At 32.4% G+C, this 18132-nt stretch carries 15 protein-coding genes and 1 riboswitch; of the genes, 12 read left to right on the top strand and 3 right to left on the bottom strand.

Annotated features, from left to right (window positions below; translation table 11 throughout):
• Window positions 1-37: 37 nt before the first annotated feature.
• Genes B8965_RS00665 through B8965_RS00655 form a run of 3 tightly spaced genes read right to left on the bottom strand, consistent with a single transcriptional unit; the run spans window position 38 to window position 3258 of the window.
• Window positions 38-1054, bottom strand: a complete 1017-nt coding sequence (locus B8965_RS00665; protein ID WP_084051935.1) for a site-specific integrase — start codon at window positions 1052-1054, stop codon at window positions 38-40.
• Window positions 1041-2039 (bottom strand): tyrosine-type recombinase/integrase, encoded by a 999-nt coding sequence (locus B8965_RS00660; RefSeq protein WP_084051934.1) that lies wholly within the window; start codon window positions 2037-2039, stop codon window positions 1041-1043. Before B8965_RS00660 ends, B8965_RS00665 begins: the two co-directional genes overlap by 14 nt.
• Window positions 2026-3258 (bottom strand): tyrosine-type recombinase/integrase, encoded by a 1233-nt coding sequence (locus B8965_RS00655; RefSeq protein ID WP_084051933.1) that lies wholly within the window; start codon window positions 3256-3258, stop codon window positions 2026-2028. The genes B8965_RS00660 and B8965_RS00655 overlap by 14 nt, the downstream gene beginning before the upstream one ends.
• A gap of 173 nt (window positions 3259-3431) precedes the next feature.
• On the opposite strand from B8965_RS00655, the gene B8965_RS00650 reads away from it, so the two are divergent.
• The 12 genes from B8965_RS00650 (at window position 3432) to B8965_RS00600 (ending at window position 18127) form a co-directional block, all read left to right on the top strand.
• Window positions 3432-4100 carry a recombinase zinc ribbon domain-containing protein gene (locus B8965_RS00650; RefSeq protein ID WP_084051932.1) on the top strand — a complete coding sequence of 223 codons (669 nt, stop codon included), beginning with the start codon at window positions 3432-3434 and terminating at the stop codon, window positions 4098-4100.
• A 242-nt stretch (window positions 4101-4342) separates the two neighbouring features.
• A complete protein-coding gene (locus B8965_RS12385) occupies window positions 4343-4480 on the top strand; it encodes a hypothetical protein (RefSeq protein WP_159446227.1) in 138 nt (45 codons plus the stop codon).
• Between the two features lie 132 nt (window positions 4481-4612).
• Window positions 4613-4706, top strand: a riboswitch (NiCo riboswitch).
• 111 nt (window positions 4707-4817) lie between these two features.
• Complete coding sequence (locus B8965_RS00645; protein ID WP_084051931.1) at window positions 4818-7343, top strand: cation-translocating P-type ATPase; 2526 nt, start codon at window positions 4818-4820, stop codon at window positions 7341-7343.
• A 529-nt stretch (window positions 7344-7872) separates the two neighbouring features.
• Window positions 7873-10584: a magnesium-translocating P-type ATPase gene (mgtA, locus tag B8965_RS00635; RefSeq protein WP_084051929.1), complete on the top strand. Its 2712-nt coding sequence runs from the start codon at window positions 7873-7875 to the stop codon at window positions 10582-10584.
• A 272-nt stretch (window positions 10585-10856) separates the two neighbouring features.
• Window positions 10857-11033, top strand: coding sequence for a hypothetical protein (locus B8965_RS12530; RefSeq protein WP_200805838.1), 177 nt, complete (start codon window positions 10857-10859; stop codon window positions 11031-11033).
• Between the two features lie 1374 nt (window positions 11034-12407).
• Entirely contained in the window at window positions 12408-13310 is a 903-nt protein-coding gene (locus tag B8965_RS00630) for a GIY-YIG nuclease family protein (RefSeq protein WP_084051928.1), read from the top strand.
• Window positions 13311-13955: 645 nt separating this feature from the next.
• Window positions 13956-14321 (top strand): BlaI/MecI/CopY family transcriptional regulator, encoded by a 366-nt coding sequence (locus B8965_RS00625; RefSeq protein ID WP_084051927.1) that lies wholly within the window; start codon window positions 13956-13958, stop codon window positions 14319-14321.
• 1 nt (window position 14322) lies between these two features.
• Window positions 14323-14703, top strand: a complete 381-nt coding sequence (locus tag B8965_RS12865; protein ID WP_143334177.1) for a M56 family metallopeptidase — start codon at window positions 14323-14325, stop codon at window positions 14701-14703.
• Window positions 14661-15125 (top strand): M56 family metallopeptidase, encoded by a 465-nt coding sequence (locus B8965_RS12860; RefSeq protein ID WP_084051925.1) that lies wholly within the window; start codon window positions 14661-14663, stop codon window positions 15123-15125. Before B8965_RS12865 ends, B8965_RS12860 begins: the two co-directional genes overlap by 43 nt.
• A 202-nt stretch (window positions 15126-15327) precedes the next feature.
• Window positions 15328-16062: a Fic family protein gene (locus tag B8965_RS00610; protein ID WP_084051924.1), complete on the top strand. Its 735-nt coding sequence runs from the start codon at window positions 15328-15330 to the stop codon at window positions 16060-16062.
• A gap of 631 nt (window positions 16063-16693) precedes the next feature.
• The gene (locus B8965_RS00605) at window positions 16694-17533 is read left to right on the top strand and encodes a pirin family protein (protein ID WP_084051923.1); all 840 of its coding nucleotides are present in this window, start codon (window positions 16694-16696) and stop codon (window positions 17531-17533) included.
• A 30-nt stretch (window positions 17534-17563) separates the two neighbouring features.
• The gene (locus B8965_RS00600; protein WP_084051922.1) at window positions 17564-18127 is read left to right on the top strand and encodes an NADPH-dependent FMN reductase; all 564 of its coding nucleotides are present in this window, start codon (window positions 17564-17566) and stop codon (window positions 18125-18127) included.
• The last annotated feature ends 5 nt before the right edge of the window (window positions 18128-18132 follow it).

The raw sequence follows: 18132 nt of genomic DNA, 5'->3' as shown, positions 1-18132 counted from the left end.
TCTTCCATAAAACTTCGTCCCATATTTTAAAATAGAATTAAACTAATTTAGACAACTTTTCAATCAAATCATTATCGTCATTCCAATCTGAAAGTGTGGATGCAGTAATTTCAGGATATGCTTTTTCTAGGGCATCTCTTTTTCGTTCCGTATCAATTTTTGCATAGATCTCTGTTGTAGAAATATCAACATGCCCTAATATATCTCTAATATAAATCAAGTCAATCCCTGCCTGATATAAATGCATCGCCTTTGAATGCCTGAAAATATGCGGAGTAATTTTGAAGTCAGAAAGATGTATTGAGGATTCAATAGCACGATTCTCATATTTTTTAATAATATATGAAATTCCTTTTCTTGTGTATGGAGCATGGTGGCAATTTATGAATAAGGGAATATTTACATTTTTCGTATCTGAATATCCTAAATCTGATAGATATTGTTTTAATAGTAAAACAGTATTTTTCATTATTGGAACATGTCTTGTTTTTTCTCCTTTCCCAATCAATGTGATAATTGAAGGTGGTTCAAGGCGAATATCCCTAACTTTAAGGTCACATAGCTCACTAACCCTTGCTCCTGTATCATATAGTACAGTTAATATTACAAGCTCTTTTCTTTCAGATGAAATTGAGCGACTTGGAAGAGCTAATAAGGATTTCATTTCTTCTGGTGTCAAATATCCAACCACTGTTTTAGGGGTTCTTTTTTGGGGAATAGCAAGTATTTTCTGGCACAAGAATAAATGCTCAGGTGCTTCAATTTGTAAATATCTAAAAAATGAATTTACTGCTGTTCTTCTATGATTCCTTGAAGTTATGCTGCAGCCTCGAGATTTTTCAAGCCAATCATAGTATTCCTTTATAATCTGTGGTGAGATTTTTGAAAGGGTTAATCTCTCAGGTACAATATCTTTTTCTTCTTTACAAAATGTTAAAAACAATTTAAATGCATCCCGATAACTTTTGATTGAATTGATACTTGCATTTCTTTGACCAGACATATATGTTGTTAGAAAGTTTGTTAGGTGATAAGAAAAATCAGAAACCTTCATATTCTTCACCTCCGGAAAACGGAATAATATCTGGGTAATGTTTCTCTAAGGTTTCTTCTATCATTGGATATATTTCAGCCGTGATTCTCAGATAATAGGCTGTATATCTAAATAATGTATGTCCCATATATGCTTTTAAATAAGGATAACAAGTATTTAAATCTTTGCCTTCTAGTACCCAATTTCTAAGGCAATGAACAGCAAAAGTATGCCTAAAATCATGCATTCGTATTTGATTATTCCTTCCACCATGAGAAATTTCTGCATTTCTTAAAAATCTACGAAAATTACCATAAATATTCATATATTTAATGGGATCATCCGTTTTTGAAGGAAAAAAGTATTTGTGTGGATTACTGAAATGAACCGATTGATAATAATTTTTGCATCTTTCATGCATATCTTCTGATAATGGAACAAGTCTTTCACCATCATTTTTTGATTCCATAATCTTTAGTATGCCATTTTCTAAATCAACATTATCAGTTAATAAATTAGTTGCTTCTGAAACTCGAAGACCGCAAGAATACAATAATCTAAAAAACACAGGCATTATTAAATGTCTATTTGGATTTTGATGAGTAATATTACATCTATCTGTCGCATTGAAAAACCTAGTAAGCTCCTCTGTGCTGTATATGTGAGGGGTATATCTTTTTTCTGGAGGTAAGCTTTTAGTTGGGAAGATATATGCTGGAATACCCTTATCACATTGATATTTTGCTAGATGGCTTATGGGAGTCATATTTAACCGTAAAGTTTTGGGAGTTAGATATTTATCAACTCCCAACTGATACCACGCCATTACTATATTCTTAGATAGGATATTTTCATACTTAAAATTTTCATAACAAAACTTATCAAAGGATTTTAAAACTATGGAAGGGCTATAGTATATATTTCCTAATCCATGTTTTAGTTTAATAAAAGCTCCAATATCACTTGCAAATCCACTATTAAATGTAAAGTCATTAAAATTTGCCATCTTGGTCTACCCCCAAGTTATTAACTTCAAGAGCACAATCTCTGAGTCTATTAATATCAACATTTAGATATATTGATGTAGAATCCACTGAAGTATGCCCTAATATACCAGATATATCGCTTAAGGGTACATTTTCCTCCATAAGGGTAGTTGCCAGGGAATGTCTCAGAGAATGCATACCGTTTCTTTTTTTAGCACTTATGGGAAGTTTTGCTCTCATCATATACTTTTCTATTGTTTTGTAAAGATGATTTCTTTCGGAAAGTTCAGTATAGGGTGGTAAATGCCTTAAAAATATATGTTGATTATCTACCTTTGGTCTGGCATTTTGAACATAATCAATAATTGCCCAGCCCACATCTCTTAAAAGAGGTAGTGTAAGGGGCTCACCAGTTTTTGATTGTATAATAACTATTTGATTTTCTTTCCAGTGTAAATTCTCAAATTTTAGTTTCTTTACATCACTGCTTCTAAGTCCCAGTCTAGCTACAAGTAAAATCATAGCATAGTCCCTTTTTTCGTTTGGATTGTTTTGGTCTATCGCAGCTAGTAATTGATTCACTTCATTTTTTGTCCAAAAAGATGGTATTTTTTGATGATAAGTTCCTCTTATGGTACCAATATATTGTGACAAATCCACCTTTGTAATATTTTCTAGATACAAGTAACGTAAAAACAATCTTACAGAACCTGTCTTGTGTTTAATAGTGGCTTTTTTAAATTCTGAAAGTGTTTCAATATATTTAAACATAATTTCTGCAGACCACTTATCTATGCACAAATATTCATTTCCCTCTAAAAATTGTATAAACCCTACAACATTTCTTAGATATCCTTCAACGGTACGGGAAGAATATTCTCCTTCTGCCAGGTATTTCCCATAATTATTTAAGATTTCAATATATTTGGGATTGTTCAGTTTGGTTATAGGAGTGTAGCATCTTAGGGGAATTTCGCCATAATTATTGTAATGGTCTAAAATTAAAATAGCTCTTTTAATAAAATTTTCACTGCGTTTTTTTAAATCTGTGTTGCTACATCTAATTTCAAAATATTCCATTGCAATTTCAGAGTTAAATTCATAAATGTTTTTACTCTCAAAATATCGAACCATACCATTCCAGAAATATCTAAAATTGTCCCTTGTTAATTTACTGTAACCTGAAGCCTCAAGTTCATTTAAAACTTCACTAGTTAGTTCATCTAATTTCTTTTTCATAAAAAACCTCCAAAGTATTTAGTAGCTTTAAAAAGCCCTAATTATATTTTAAAGGACATTTATATTTATTAAAATAATATGGGACGAAATTTATAATAAACATCTGTATTTACACCATTCCCATACCACTTAGTCCCATATTATTTTTAGGCACATAGCCATCAATATGTGACATGTCACATATCTCTAAATATGCCTTAACAGAGATTCTAGTCTGTAGTGAATGTGGACATCCCTACAGACGACAGGTATGGTCCAAATATGGACAAAAATCTGCAGTATGGCGATGTGAAAACAGACTAAAAAATGGAACAAAAGCAAGCTGTAAGAATTCACCTACTCTAAAGGAAGAACCACTACATAATGCTATAATGACAGCTATTAATAATGTAGTAGAAAACAATGGAGATTTTATAGGAGCATTCAGAGAAAATGTCATAAGAGTAATGGGTGGATACTCCACCAAAGATATCCCAACAGAATATGATGATCAAATAGAATCCTTACAAAAAGAAATGCTATTTTTAATCGAAGAAAACGCAAAACAAGGAGCTGTAGCAGAAGATTTTGATGACGAATACAAAAGGATATCAGAAGAGATAAATGAGCTGAAAAAGGCAAAATTAAGGCTCGTACAGGAGAAAAAGCAAGCAGATAGATATGAACAACGGCTAATGGAGATGGACAGCACTTTAAAGACTGTGAGACCACAGGTAAAAGAATTTGATGAGGAGTTGGTAAGAAGGTTAATTAAGAGCATAAAAGTAAACAAAGGCGAAAGGTTGAGGATACAGTTTGAATCAGGAATTGTTATGGAACAGATTGTGGATTACTATGATTAAGGGAAATGAGAATGGCGGGGGCGGTAACAAGGAAGATGGAATATAGATTACTGCTCCTGGAGTAATTGAATATTCTAAGACTAAAATCCTCAGAGGGTGCTGAGGGTTTTAATGTTGGTGTATTTACTGGGTATAAGTAAACGGAATATTTGGCGAATAATACAGAATAAATATTTAGGTATATTATAAAATAATAATAACAACAATGGACTAAGGATAATAAATTACTTTAGGAGAATAATATGTATATACTATATAAACTGGGGTTAGAAGTAAAAATTCTTGAAGCTTTATCGTATAAATCAGAATTAGGCATTAGTTTCAAAGGATCACTTGCTCACTTTAATAAAGATGATGTTATTAAAGAAATAAAAAAATGAGATTATGGTATAACGAACAAAATATAATCAATACTTTACCAATAGACTCTATGAACTTGACAAAAATAAATATTGACAAAGGAATAATTACTTGTTAGAATTAAATTATCTCTTTGCGCTGCATATAAATCTACAGTACAAACTGAGCAGGCGATGAACTTATTTATAAGTTCGTGGGGCCGGGCCTTAATTGGCAGCAGGATGATTATACACCTGTGGGACAGTGAAATGTTCTACAGGTTTTTTTATACCCATTTATAGAACAATTCTGTGAATTGCAATGCCATAGAGCTATCTTAAAATATTCTTATAATAAGAAAAAATGGAGGTAACTATTATGACAGAACAAGAAATCAAAGAACTTCAAGGACTTACTTCTCAAGAAGCAAAAAAGCTTCAAGAAGAATTTGGCAAGAATGAACTTGTGGCTGAAAAAAAGGAAAGCTTTGTGCATAAGATTTTTCACGTTATTACCGAGCCAATGTTTTTATTGTTAATTATTGCAGCTGGAATCTATTTTATTCTAGGAGAACCTAAAGATGGTGCTATCATGCTTGTTTTCGTGGTTGGAATTATTAGCATTGAGGTAATTCAAGAATGGAAAACTGATAAAACATTAAAGGCATTAAAAGATTTATCAGCTCCGCATATCAAAGTACTTCGAGACGGAATAGAAAAAACAATTAATAGTGCAGACTTAGTACCTAGTGACATAATGTATATCGCTGAAGGTGTTAAAGTGCCTGCTGATGGTGTGGTTTTAAGGGCAAGTACTCTTTGTGTTGATGAGTCATCCCTCACTGGAGAGGCAGAAGGAGTTTGGAAAGTTACTACAGAGAATAAAGATAAAAATAGCACTGATTATTGGCGTACTGACTATTGCTACGCAGGAACTCTTGTTACACAAGGTACTGGAGTTGTATTAGTAGATAAAATAGGCTCAGAAACTGAATATGGGAAAATAGGACAGAATGTTATGTCGGCTCCAGATAGCCCAACACCACTTCAAAAACAAATAGGGAAAATAGTAAAACTATGTGCAGGAATGGCAGCAGTTTTATTTGTTTTTGTTGGAGTTGTTACGTATTTTAATATACCAGATCACAGCCTTATTGATAGGATTATAGAAAGTGTTTTATCAGGAGTAACTCTTGCTATGGCAATGATACCAGAAGAGTTTCCAGTTATTCTAACAATATTTCTATCAATGGGAGCTTGGAGACTTGCTAAGAAAAATTCCCTTGTTAGAAAATTACCATCAGTAGAAACTCTAGGTGCTGTTTCTGTTCTTTGCGTTGATAAAACAGGTACAATAACAATGAATCAAATGACAGTTACAGATACTTGGAGTTTAATAAGTGATTCAAAAAAATTGACTCAGGTAATGGGGATGGGTTGTAAACCGGATGCCTATGACCCAATGGAAAAGGCTATGATATCCTATTGTGAAAAACAAGGAATTACAAGAGATACTCTTTTTGGCGGAGAGCTTATAAAAGAATATGCTTTTACTGATGAATTGAAAATGATGGGTCACGTTTGGAAAAATGGAGATAATATTGTAGTTGTAGCAAAAGGTTCACCTGAGCATATTTTAACAATATGTAAATTAACGGCTGAGGATAGAAAAATAGCAGAAAACAAAATAATAGAAATGTCTATTCAAGGTCTTCGTGTTATTGCAGTAGGACAAATGCTGTTAAATAGCAAAAATGATATACCTGATACACTTATGGAATGTAGTCTACAGCTTTGTGGAATGGTTGGTCTTGCAGATCCTCCAAGAGAATCAGTAAAAGAAGATATTAAAACTTGTACCAAAGCTGGGGTTCGTGTAGTTATGATAACAGGAGATAACGGAATCACTGCTAGCTCTATTGCAAAGCAAATTAATATGCCAAACAGTGATAAAATTATTACTGGTGATGATCTTAATAAAATGAGTGACGAACAACTTCGTGAAAGAGTTAAAGATGTAAGCGTCTTTTCTAGAGTTGTACCTGAGCATAAAATGAGGATAGTTAAAGCCTTTAAGGAAAATGGAGAAATAGTTGCAATGACCGGTGATGGTGTTAATGATGCTCCTGCTCTTAAATATGCAGACATAGGTATTGCTATGGGGAAACGTGGTTCAGAAGTTTCAAGAGAAGCAGCGGATTTAATTTTGCTTGATGACAATTTCTCTACTATTGTTGATACAATAAAGGATGGTAGAAGAATTTATGATAACATCAGAAAAGCAGTTGGATATGTATTCACTATTCATATTCCTATTGCACTTTCTTCACTATTTGCTCCTTTATTGGGGATAAGTCCTGCAAGTCTTCTATTACTTCCATTGCATGTTGTTTTACTTGAACTGGTAATTGACCCTACTTGTTCCATTGTATTAGAAAGGCAGCCAGCTGAACAGGATATTATGGAACGACCACCACGTGATCCAAATGAAAAACTGCTAACAGCAAAAATACTTTTCAAAAGTTTGATGCAAGGCTTTGTGATATTTGGAGCATCCTTTGGAACCTATTTTGCATTTTTAAAGCAGTTTCCAGACAATGCGCCTATTGCAAGGGCAATGGGACTCACTATTATATTGTTAGCTAATGTATTATTAGTTCAAGTTAATAGTTCTAATTCAGAATTTGCAATTAAATCTTTTATGAGACTTATAAAGGATAAGGTAATGTTGGCAGTTAATTTAGGAACAATTATTGGATTAATAGTAATGTTATATACACCTCTAAGTGGTTCTTTGAAGCTTGCACCTTTATCTTTAAATCAATTAATTATAGCTGTTGTGATAGCAATAGCTTCGGTTATTTGGTATGAATTAATAAAGGTTGTGAAATATATAAAAAAATAAAACAAATTTGACTTAAAGATACTATATGTTTTAGAATTTAAACATGAATGTACTGTAAAAGATATGCTTTTTAAGTATAAACATAAATTTTTGCATGAAGAATTTTTTGAAGTAGGAATTAAGCTAATTAAAATTTAAAGATATCTTCATGAAAATGGTGTTGTTCACAGGGATATAAGAATATCTAAGTAATTTGGATTTTTCTTATTTAGGTGATTTTTTATATTAATAAGTGAGGTGAAAACAAGTGGAAGATGGCAGTAGTCATATGGGAATAGATGATTACCCTAAGGGTGAATATTTTTTGAAACAATATAGGATAATATATGTATATGTGGTGGAGTATATTAAGAATTTTCAAATACGCAGCCATCTTACTGCTTGTTTATTTTCCCTAAATATATACCTTAAAAGTAAAAAAGAAATTAAGTCATTTTGCTACTATGAATTTATAGTTTATATGCCTTGTTTTTATCTATTCTCATATCCTATAACATAATCAATTTTAATTATTTAGGAGGGTGTGAAAATGAAATTTAAAATAACTGAAAATAAAACAAACTCAGCAATGATAGAAAAAAATAAAAAGAAAGATAAAATCTTTGAAAACTTACTTCAATTTGGATTGCTTGAAGAAGAGAATATGTTCAAAGAACTTAAAACCAATAGTAAAGGACTTACAGGGGAAGATGCCGAAGAAAGAATAAATGAGTATGGACATAATGAAATAAATTACAGTAATGAAGTGACATGGCTCAAAAAGCTTGTTAGTGCATTTATTAACCCATTTTCTGTAGTTCTTATAATACTTGCAATGGTTTCTTTCTTTACAGACTATATAATTGCAGCTCCAGAGGATAGAAGTTTAATAACTGCTATTATTATAGTTACAATGGTTACAATAAGTGGTGCTCTTCGCTTTATTCAAGAAGGTAGATCAAATAAGGCTGGGGAAAAGTTAAAGGCAATGATTAAAACTACAGCTACTGTCTTTCGTAATGAAAATAATGTTGAAATTCCTATATCAGATATTGTTCCAGGAGATGTTATCAAGCTTACTGCTGGTGATATGATTCCAGCCGATGTGAGAATCATTTATTCTAAGGATCTATTTATTAGTCAATCTTCTATGACAGGAGAGTCAGAACCAGTAGAAAAATTTAGTGAATTACCACAAGCTACAAGAGCAAAAAAATCATTAAGCCCTCTTGAACTTGAAAACTTAGCATTTATGGGAACTAATGTTATTAGTGGTATAGCTATGGCGGTTGTAATTACCACTGGAAATGATACATGTATTGGAACTATGGCAGATGCAATTACTGAAAAAAGAGAAGCAACAAGCTTTGATAAAGGAGTTAATTCAGTAAGCTGGTTATTAATAAGATTTATGATGTGCATGGTTCCAGTTGTATTTATAATTAATGGAGTAACAAAAGGAGATTGGCTTCAAGCATTTTTATTTGCATTATCAGTTGCAGTGGGACTTACACCAGAAATGCTTCCAATGATTGTTACTACAAACCTTGCAAAAGGTGCAGTAATGATGTCTAAACGTAAAACTATAGTGAAAAATTTAAATGCAATACAAAATTTTGGAGCTATGAATATTTTATGTACTGATAAAACAGGAACACTTACAGAAGATAAGATTATTTTAGAACGTCACCTTGATATTAGTGGTAATGAAGATATAAGAGTATTAAGACATGGCTATTTAAATAGTTATTTTCAAACTGGACTTAAGAATTTACTTGATGTAGCAATACTTGAACATGGCGATGAAGAAGGGTTTTCAAACTTAAATACAATGTATGAAAAGGTAGATGAAATTCCATTTGATTTTACCCGTCGTAGAATGTCAGTAGTGCTAGAAGATAAAAATGGTAAAACTCAGCTTATTACAAAGGGTGCAGTAGAAGAAATGCTAGCAATATGTAGATTTGCTGAATATAAAGGAAATGTAGAAGAGCTTACTGATGAAATAAAGAATGAAATTCTTGAAACTGTTGATGAGCTTAATGCATATGGAATGAGAGTTGTTGCAGTAGCTCAAAAAACAAATCCATCACCAGAGGGAGTATTCTCTATTAAAGATGAATCTGACATGGTGCTGATGGGTTATATAGGTTTCCTAGATCCACCTAAGGAAACATCTGCGGATGCAATAAAAGCTTTGCATGAATATGGAGTAGAGGTTAAAGTGCTAACAGGTGATAATGAGAAAGTAACAAGATATGTATGTAACAAAGTTGGCATCAATGCAAATAATATACTTTTAGGTTCTGATATTGAAACTATGACTGATGCAGATCTTAAAATTTCTGTTGAGGAAACTAATATTTTTGCGAAATTATCACCACAACAAAAATCCAGGGTGGTATCAGTTTTAAGAAGTAACGGACATGTTGTAGGATTTATGGGAGATGGAATTAATGATGCTCCTGCAATGAGAAAGGCTGATGTAGGCATTTCTGTTGATACCGCAGTTGATATAGCAAAAGAATCTGCTGACATCATTCTACTAGAAAAGGATTTAATGGTACTTGAAAGAGGCGTAATTGAAGGGCGTAAAACTTTTGCAAATATCATTAAGTATATTAAAATGACTGCAAGTTCTAATTTTGGAAATATGTTTAGTGTATTAGTTGCATGTGCCTTTTTACCTTTTTTACCAATGTTACCTGTTCAAATACTAGTTTTAAATCTTATATATGATATATCTTGTATCTCAATTCCATGGGATAATGTAGATACTGAATATCTAAAGAAACCTCGTAAGTGGGATGCTTCTTCAATCGGAAGTTTTATGCGCTTTATAGGACCAACAAGCTCAGTATTTGATATTACAACTTATTTATTAATGTTCTTCGTTATATGTCCAGCAGTTTGTGGTGGGGCTTATGGTGCACCAGGTGTGGATAATATATTATTTATGTCATTATTTAATGCTGGATGGTTTGTAGAGTCATTATGGTCTCAAACTTTAGTTATTCATATGATAAGAACTCCAAAGATACCATTTATTCAAAGTCGAGCATCTTTACCAGTGCTGACTTTAACAACAATAGCAATCTCAATAGGTACAATTATACCATATACAGCTTTTGGTAAAATGATGGGGATGGCAGCCATGCCACCAATATACTTTTTATGGTTAGCAACTACAATATTAGCTTATATGGTATTAGTAACGCTACTAAAAAAATTATATATAAGAAGATATGGTCAATTTTTATAGTTTGTTGAAAAACAAACTGTTTTCTTTTCAATCTCAATCTCAATATACTCCGTATATTGAGATTGAGGTGCAAGAATTATTGCGTAAAATTATTAACACAAAGAACTTCACTGCCCCCTTAACGCAAGGGAAGCGTTTTTGCTGCTAACACCAATATTTCTGCGTATTAGTGTTAGATTGCTTACCCTATACACAACAAGAAAGCCACTCCCTAAGCCAAAATGTAAATCTTGGATATCAGTATCAATATCAGCAAGATGAAGTAATGGTCAATGGCTCTAGATTTATATTCTGGTAAATATGTAGAAGATGTGAAAGAGAAGTGTTATTTTGAGTATATATCTGAAACAGAAAAGATAAAAATAGACTTTGTTGACAGGCTGTTTTCTGATAGAGGTTTTAGATATCAAGGGATTTTTGCGTGTCATCAAAAACTGTTGAAGAATTAAACTACAGTGATATGATGGAAGCTATTAAAAGACATGTTGAACATTTGGATTTAAGTGTATATCCAGTGAGTTATGATGATAAAAGGATTTACTATATAAAATCACTCTGGTGGTTTTAATATTACAAGTACTAAATATATGTTGGGTCTACGGACAGTAAAAAGGAATGATTATCCAAATCAGTTATAATATCAGAGATAGCTTAAAAACTAAAGGATTATTATACTAATGCACTGAAAATTGTTGTTAAAAAGTTAAGGCAAACAAAACATTTAAGGATGGAACTATTGATTGCTATACAGTGGCTGCGATACATAGCACAAAACTATTTAGAAGCAATATGAAAAGCTGTATCAAAGCAATATTACACTTAATGATTACTGTAAATAACCTTATTTAATTAAATGCGTGGTATAGAAAAAGGTGTGGAAAGAGGAAGCAAAGCAGTAGCTAAGTACAGGATTGCCAATAGAACAAATAGCATAAGCTACAGACCTAACCAAAGAAGAAGTACTAGAACTTAAAAAAGAAGCAAACAATTAAAATTGTATCCAATAAAGCCTTCAAGTGTTGAAATACATTTGAAGGCTTTATTGTTTGCAATTTTATAGCATTATGTAAAAGGTTAAAAGGAGCAAAATCCGTAGAAACAACCTTCCGCCAAGGGGTTACTGTATACCCATGACATCTTTATTGTACTCTCAAGGCATGTGGAGACGGTTGTATTGATGTCACGCAAAGATAACTAAACACGCTGTAAATAGCTTGATATAAAAGGTTTCCAGACTTTCGGTAACAATCACTGATTGATGGAAACCTTATTTTTTATCTTTCAAGAGTAGACCAGGCTTAATAAACATTTTGGGGTTGAGGCTATAGATATACATTTTCACTTAGTGTGCTATTATATTATGCGCGAAAGTGGAAGATTTACGTGGAAAGGAAGAGAATGTTATAAATGTGATTAAGTATATATAAAGTACAGAATTGTATAACATATACATTATTAATGATATAATATTAATATAAGTAATTGTAATTAGGTGGGATAAAGATGACCCTAGCAAAAAAAATGAACAAATATTAAAAGATGAATTAAAACCAGAAAATATTAAAACGGTTATGATATGGTTGAGTTTTTAAAGTTTAAAGAAAGCTAAAACATATGGAGTAAAATAAATGAATCAGAGTATGAATATATATCGGAAGAAGATCACTTACTACTAGAAGAGAGTAAGTTTTAAGGTGAATTCATCGCTCAAGATGATCTCTTAAAAAAATTGGAAATTAGTCAGGATGAAATATAATATATAAATATTGAATTGTTAAATGAATTTTTTCTATTGATAGTTGATAAATTTAGGGGTGACAAGTTTGGCGGTACGTGGTAAAAGTATTAATTTGTTTCTAATGGATGGAACAGCTGTTGGAAGGATAAAATGTACTCTCGCTAATTGGACAGGAGTTGCATATAAAATACCTAGAACAGAACTAGATAAATGTAAAGAGCGGGATGATCTTAAGCAAAGTGGTGTCTATTTTCTTTTTGGGACTTCTGATCAGACGGGAGAAAATATCGTTTATATAGGGCAGGCAGGAATTCGTAAAAATGGAGACGGAATTCTGTGTAGATTAGTAGAACATAAACGAAGCCCCGACAAGGATTATTGGACAGAAGCTATTGTTTTTACAACTTCTAATAACTCTTTTGGTCCGACAGAAATTAGTTATCTTGAGAATCGTTTTGTTGGAATTGCAACAGAAGCGGGTCGCTATTTAGTTAAAAACAGCATTGACCCTACTATGGGGAATATAACAGAAGAAAAAGAAAGCGAACTAGAAGAATTTATAGATTATGCTAAGATTGTAATGGGAACTTTAGGACATAAATTATTTGAAGGTTTAGCCGATAATTCTAGAATACCAAAAATAAAAGAAGCAATTGAGGATGAGGAATTAACACTTTTTATGAAGAGGAAAAGTAGTAAAAGTGGGAAGTTAATTGAGGCAAGTTGCAAGCAGACAATAGAAGGTTTTGTTCTTTTAAAGGGAAGCCATATTGAAACTATTGATTCTGCAAGTATTCCACCAGGAATAAAGGAACGTAGGTTAAAAGCAAAAATAGATGAATTAGGCATCTTACAAGAAAACGTATTATTTAACAGCCCTTCATATGCTGCAGCTTTTGTTATTGGTGGCCATGCAAATGGGCTTGTAGAGTGGAAAACAGAAAATGGAACATCTCTAAAAGAAATGGAAAATAGAGGAGCTAATTAAGTTGGATTAAGGCATATATATGCTTCATATAGAGTTAAGTAAGAATATTTATTAAATACATGGAGAAAATTTGATTATTACGTATTTTAAGGTTGCGAAAATATAAAATGGATTTATTAACTGCAATATAAAATGAGGTTCAAATGTGTATTAATAAATTATTCAAAGGTATATAGATTTTAAGTATAAAACCCGAAATTCTGCACATAATATTATTGTAAAATCAATCTGAATGTAGGAGGGAACAACGATGAATAATCGAAGTAACCAAAGCATTCAAGGCACAGAGGCAAAGGACGAAGTTTTAACTGAGGACGAGCCGCCAGTGTTCTAAGGACTTATAAGATTTAATTTTAATATTAATCTTATAAGTCTGGAAGATGGTTTTACAGTAATAAGAACCTACTTATTTGTTATACTTTGTATACATTTAAGTAGGTTTTTTATGTGTAATAAGAGAATTGTTGCCTTTAGAGTAGAATTATTATAAATGGTTTGGTCTTATCTATATTTCTATCGCTTTATTAGATATCAATCAAAGGATTGCAGGCATAACAAGTCTGTAATTTTTTTATATATTGACTTTTTAGTCTAACGGCATTAGACTAAAATTGTCTAAGGACATTAGACATGGGAGGTTTTCTTATGGAAAAATATAAACTGGGTGAAATGGAACAGAGATTTGCAGATATTATTTGGGATAAAGCCCCTATTAAAACTCGAAATCTGATTGAGATATGTACTGAGGTATTCGAGTGGAAAAGAACGACAACATATACCATGCTAAAACGCCTTTGTGAAAGAGGTATATTTAAAAATGAAAATGGAACGGTTAAAGTCTTAATTAGAAAAGACGATTTTCTAGCAGAAAAAGGAGAAGAATTTTTAGAAGAATCTTTCAAAGGATCCTTGCCAAGATTTTTAGCAGCATTTACTAGGCGAAAAAAGTTAAGTGATAAAGAGATTGAAGAAATTCAACAATTAATTGATGGATACAAAAGGGAGGTGTAGGATGTTGGAGAAAATGTTTTTACAAGTCATTAATATGAGTTATATAGGAAGCATAGTTATTATGTTCATATTAGTAACAAGATTGCTTCTTAAGAAAGCACCAAAAAAGTATTCGTACATATTGTGGGCAGTTGTTCTCATTAGACTTATTGTCCCTATTACATTCGAAAGTGTTTTGAGCTTAATCCCAATCAATCCTACGCCCATTTCTAACAATATTTTATTAGAACCAACGCCTAATATTAATACAGGCATAACCAAGGCTGAACAATCTATCAGCGGTTCGCTAACAGTTGCTGATATAGGTGCTAGTGTGAATCCGATGCAGGTTGGGTCTTTTTGGGATCATTGCTTTGGATTTTTGGAATTGCTGTTCTATTAATGTATGGAATGCTATCACTTAAAAGGATTAAAAGTAAATTAGAACATGCAAACCTTGAAAAGGATAATATTTACCGATCAGATAATGTGGAAACACCTTTTGTCTTAGGTTTGATTAAGCCGAAGATATATCTACCTTCATATTTGTCAGAAATTGAGAAGGATTATATAGTGCTACATGAGCAAACACACATAAAGAGATTTGACCATGTTAGTAGATTTTTAAGTTATCTGACTTTATGTATTCATTGGTTTAATCCCTTAGTTTGGATTGCATTTTGGTTGAGCGGCAAAGATATGGAAATGTCTTGTGATGAATCCGTTATTAATCAATTAGGTCATGGAGTTAAAAAAGAATATTTACAGTCACTACTAAATTTAGCATCAGGAAGAACGAATTTAGGATTGATATTATATTTATAATCCTGAAATCGATGAAATTGAATTTGAAGTGGATATATTATAAGTGGGTATAACGCTAAAAACAATCAGCATGGATTAGCAATTTTTTGCCCTGAGGGCAAAGGAAAATATAAATTCCAAACAAATATTAATAGGCAGAATGGCGAATTAATATGTTTGACTGCTAGCATTAACGAGAAAAGAAAGCTAAGAGGTGAAAACTATGTTTGAAGAAATAGATAAACAGAAAGTACTTTTAGATAGTAAAAAACCTTTTTCAAAAATTGCAATAAACAACTTAAAAAAATATTATGATGTAGAGCTAACATACAATTCTAATGCTATAGAAGGAAATACATTGACATTAACAGAGACAAAAGTAGTACTTGAAGATGGAATTACAATAGGAAAAGGAAAAACATTAAAGGAACATTTAGAAGTTATAAATCATAAAGAAGCTATAGATTATATAGAAGATATAGTGAGAAAAGATATAAATATTACAGAAACAGTTATTAAAAATCTTCACTATATAATTTTAAAAAGTATAAATAATGAAAATGCAGGTGTTTATAGAAATGTTAATGTGTTAATAAGTGGTAGTGAGCATAGACCACCTGAAAACTTTTTAGTTGAGGAGCAAATGAGAGAGCTGATTTATTGGTATAATGAAAATAAAGTAAAATTACACCCCATAGAGCTTGCAGCAATGTTTCATCACAAATATACTTATATACATCCATTTATAGATGGTAATGGTAGAAGTGCAAGGCTTCTTACTAATCTTATATTAATGAGAAATGGATACCCTGTTTGTGTAATAAAAATAGAAGCTAGAGATGAGTATATGAATGCATTAGAAAAGGCAAGCGTAACAGGCGATTATAGTGATTTTATAAAAGTTATAGAAAAGGCAGTATCTAATAGTATAGATACCTATCTTTATATTGTAGGGTAATACCAGTCTCTCTAGAAAGGCTATTTGCTGATATACTTTCAGGTTAAAAAATAGATTTATATCAAAAAGAGATAAATAAATCAAGAGTATAAAACCCGAAATTCTGCACATAATATTATTGTAAAATCAATCTGAATGTAGGAGGGAACAACGATGAATAATCGAAGTAACCAAAGCATTCAAGGCACAGAGGCAAAGGACGAAGTTTTAACTGAGGACGAGCCGCCAGTGTTCTAAGGACTTATAAGATTTAATCTTAATTTTAATCTTATAAGTCTAAAGATGGTTTTACAGTAACAAGAACCTACTTATTTGTTATACTTTGTATACATTTAAGTAGGTTTTTTTATGTATAATAACTAAAAATATAACAAGAATTTAAGTTTGGTTTTGGTTATGTATTTTTTGATTAAAGGTTTTATGGGATTTTAAAATGCCGTTGATAATAATAGGATACTTGGACATTTTAAAATATGAAAAGTATAAAAACAAGGAAGAAGAGAAGGAATATATAACCTCCATGTATAATCTACCTAGAAAGCAAAAAATAACAGCCATATACTGACGGCGCATCTTGCCGATTGATGGACAGTAAAATCTAATGTGAATAAATAGGATGGAGGTTATGATTATGGAAAGAAAAATTAAGCAACAGGTTAAAGGGTTTGGAACACAGGACGGAGCTGGAGTGAGCTTGGTTAGGGTTTTAGGAAATGGAACTGTACAGGAATATGATCCGATTTTAATGCTTGATTCCTTTGATAGCACAGATCCAGATGATTATACAGCGGGATTTCCCATGCATCCGCACAGAGGTATCGAGACAATCAGTTATGTGTATCGTGGTTTTATGACTCATAAGGATAGCTTAGGAAATGAGGATACGATTGGTGATGGAGAAGTCCAGTGGATGACAGCGGGTTCTGGTATAATGCATGAAGAAAAATTACCGGCTTCTGAGCGAATGCTTGGTGTGCAGCTTTGGCTGAATCTTCCGGCGAAGGACAAAATGGCTCCTCCGGCTTATCACAGCATTAAAAACTCAGAAATTTTGGAATTAGAGTTTGATTGGGGTAAGCTAAGACTTTTGGCGGGCGAATTTGAAGGAAGCAAAGGATATATGGGCAAATATCTTCCGCTTAACTATTACGATTTACACATAAACCCAAATGCATCAACTGTGATGAATACTGAAAATGATTGCTCTGTCATGGTGTTTACCCTGTTAGGGGATGCATATATCGGAGGTGATCTGGTAAAGGAAAAGACAGCGGTAAAACTTACATCAGGTGATCAAGTAGAGATAAAGGCTACAGATGAAAAAGCACAGGTTTTATTCATAAGTTCAAAACGACTGGACGAACCAGTAGTTTGGGGTGGTCCTATTGTCATGAATACTAAGGAAGAATTGAATAAGGCTTTTGATGATTTGAAGAAAGGTACTTTTATACAAGATAAGATTTCTTATTGAGAATAATATCATAGAGAGGGGTGCATCATATTGAAAAAAATAAAAATAGTAGCTGTTGTGGGTTCTTTGCGAAAAGAATCCTATAATCGTCAGCTGGCATTAGCAGCAAAAGAAATTATTGGGGATAGAGCTGATTTTGAACTACTTGAATATCAAGACGTACCATTAATGAATCAGGACATTGAATATCCCGCACCAGAGGCTGTCAAACGCGTTCGTAATGAAGTGAAGTCTGCAGATGGTATATGGTTTTTCATACCTGAATACAATCACTTTTTTTCGGGCGTTTTAAAGAACCTGATCGACTGGCTATCCCGCCCGATTAGCGATCAAGAGCGGCAGGTTCTGGCAGGGAAACCGGCCGCTATAAGCGGGATTTCTCCCTCTATGATCGGAACTAGCATAGCCCAGGACCATCTTGTTACACTCATAAGTTTATTGAATATGGATGTTATGAATGTGCCGCGTCTCACTATACCAAATGTTATGCAACAACTTGACAGCGACAATAAGCTGACACTGAAAGAAAGCTATCCATACTTAGAAAAACAGGTAAATTCTTTTTTGAGCTTTATTACTAAACGAAATCAATAATAAAA

Source organism: Desulfonispora thiosulfatigenes DSM 11270 (genome assembly GCF_900176035.1).
In the GTDB taxonomy this organism is placed as follows: Bacteria; Bacillota; Peptococcia; order Peptococcales; family Desulfonisporaceae; genus Desulfonispora; species Desulfonispora thiosulfatigenes.
The sequence above is the reverse complement of the archived record's forward strand: the minus strand, read 5'-3'. Positions and strand labels throughout refer to the sequence as shown.

Coding starts and splice junctions, on each gene's coding strand:
- B8965_RS00665 (WP_084051935.1), bottom strand. CDS start 1,054: ATGAAGGTTTCTGATTTTTCTTATCACCTAACAAACTTTCTAACAACA.
- B8965_RS00660 (WP_084051934.1), bottom strand. CDS start 2,039: ATGGCAAATTTTAATGACTTTACATTTAATAGTGGATTTGCAAGTGAT.
- B8965_RS00655 (WP_084051933.1), bottom strand. CDS start 3,258: ATGAAAAAGAAATTAGATGAACTAACTAGTGAAGTTTTAAATGAACTT.
- B8965_RS00650 (WP_084051932.1), top strand. CDS start 3,432: ATGTCACATATCTCTAAATATGCCTTAACAGAGATTCTAGTCTGTAGT.
- B8965_RS12385 (WP_159446227.1), top strand. CDS start 4,343: ATGTATATACTATATAAACTGGGGTTAGAAGTAAAAATTCTTGAAGCT.
- B8965_RS00645 (WP_084051931.1), top strand. CDS start 4,818: ATGACAGAACAAGAAATCAAAGAACTTCAAGGACTTACTTCTCAAGAA.
- mgtA (WP_084051929.1), top strand. CDS start 7,873: ATGAAATTTAAAATAACTGAAAATAAAACAAACTCAGCAATGATAGAA.
- B8965_RS12530 (WP_200805838.1), top strand. CDS start 10,857: ATGGCTCTAGATTTATATTCTGGTAAATATGTAGAAGATGTGAAAGAG.
- B8965_RS00625 (WP_084051927.1), top strand. CDS start 13,956: ATGGAAAAATATAAACTGGGTGAAATGGAACAGAGATTTGCAGATATT.
- B8965_RS12865 (WP_143334177.1), top strand. CDS start 14,323: ATGTTGGAGAAAATGTTTTTACAAGTCATTAATATGAGTTATATAGGA.
- B8965_RS00610 (WP_084051924.1), top strand. CDS start 15,328: ATGTTTGAAGAAATAGATAAACAGAAAGTACTTTTAGATAGTAAAAAA.
- B8965_RS00605 (WP_084051923.1), top strand. CDS start 16,694: ATGGAAAGAAAAATTAAGCAACAGGTTAAAGGGTTTGGAACACAGGAC.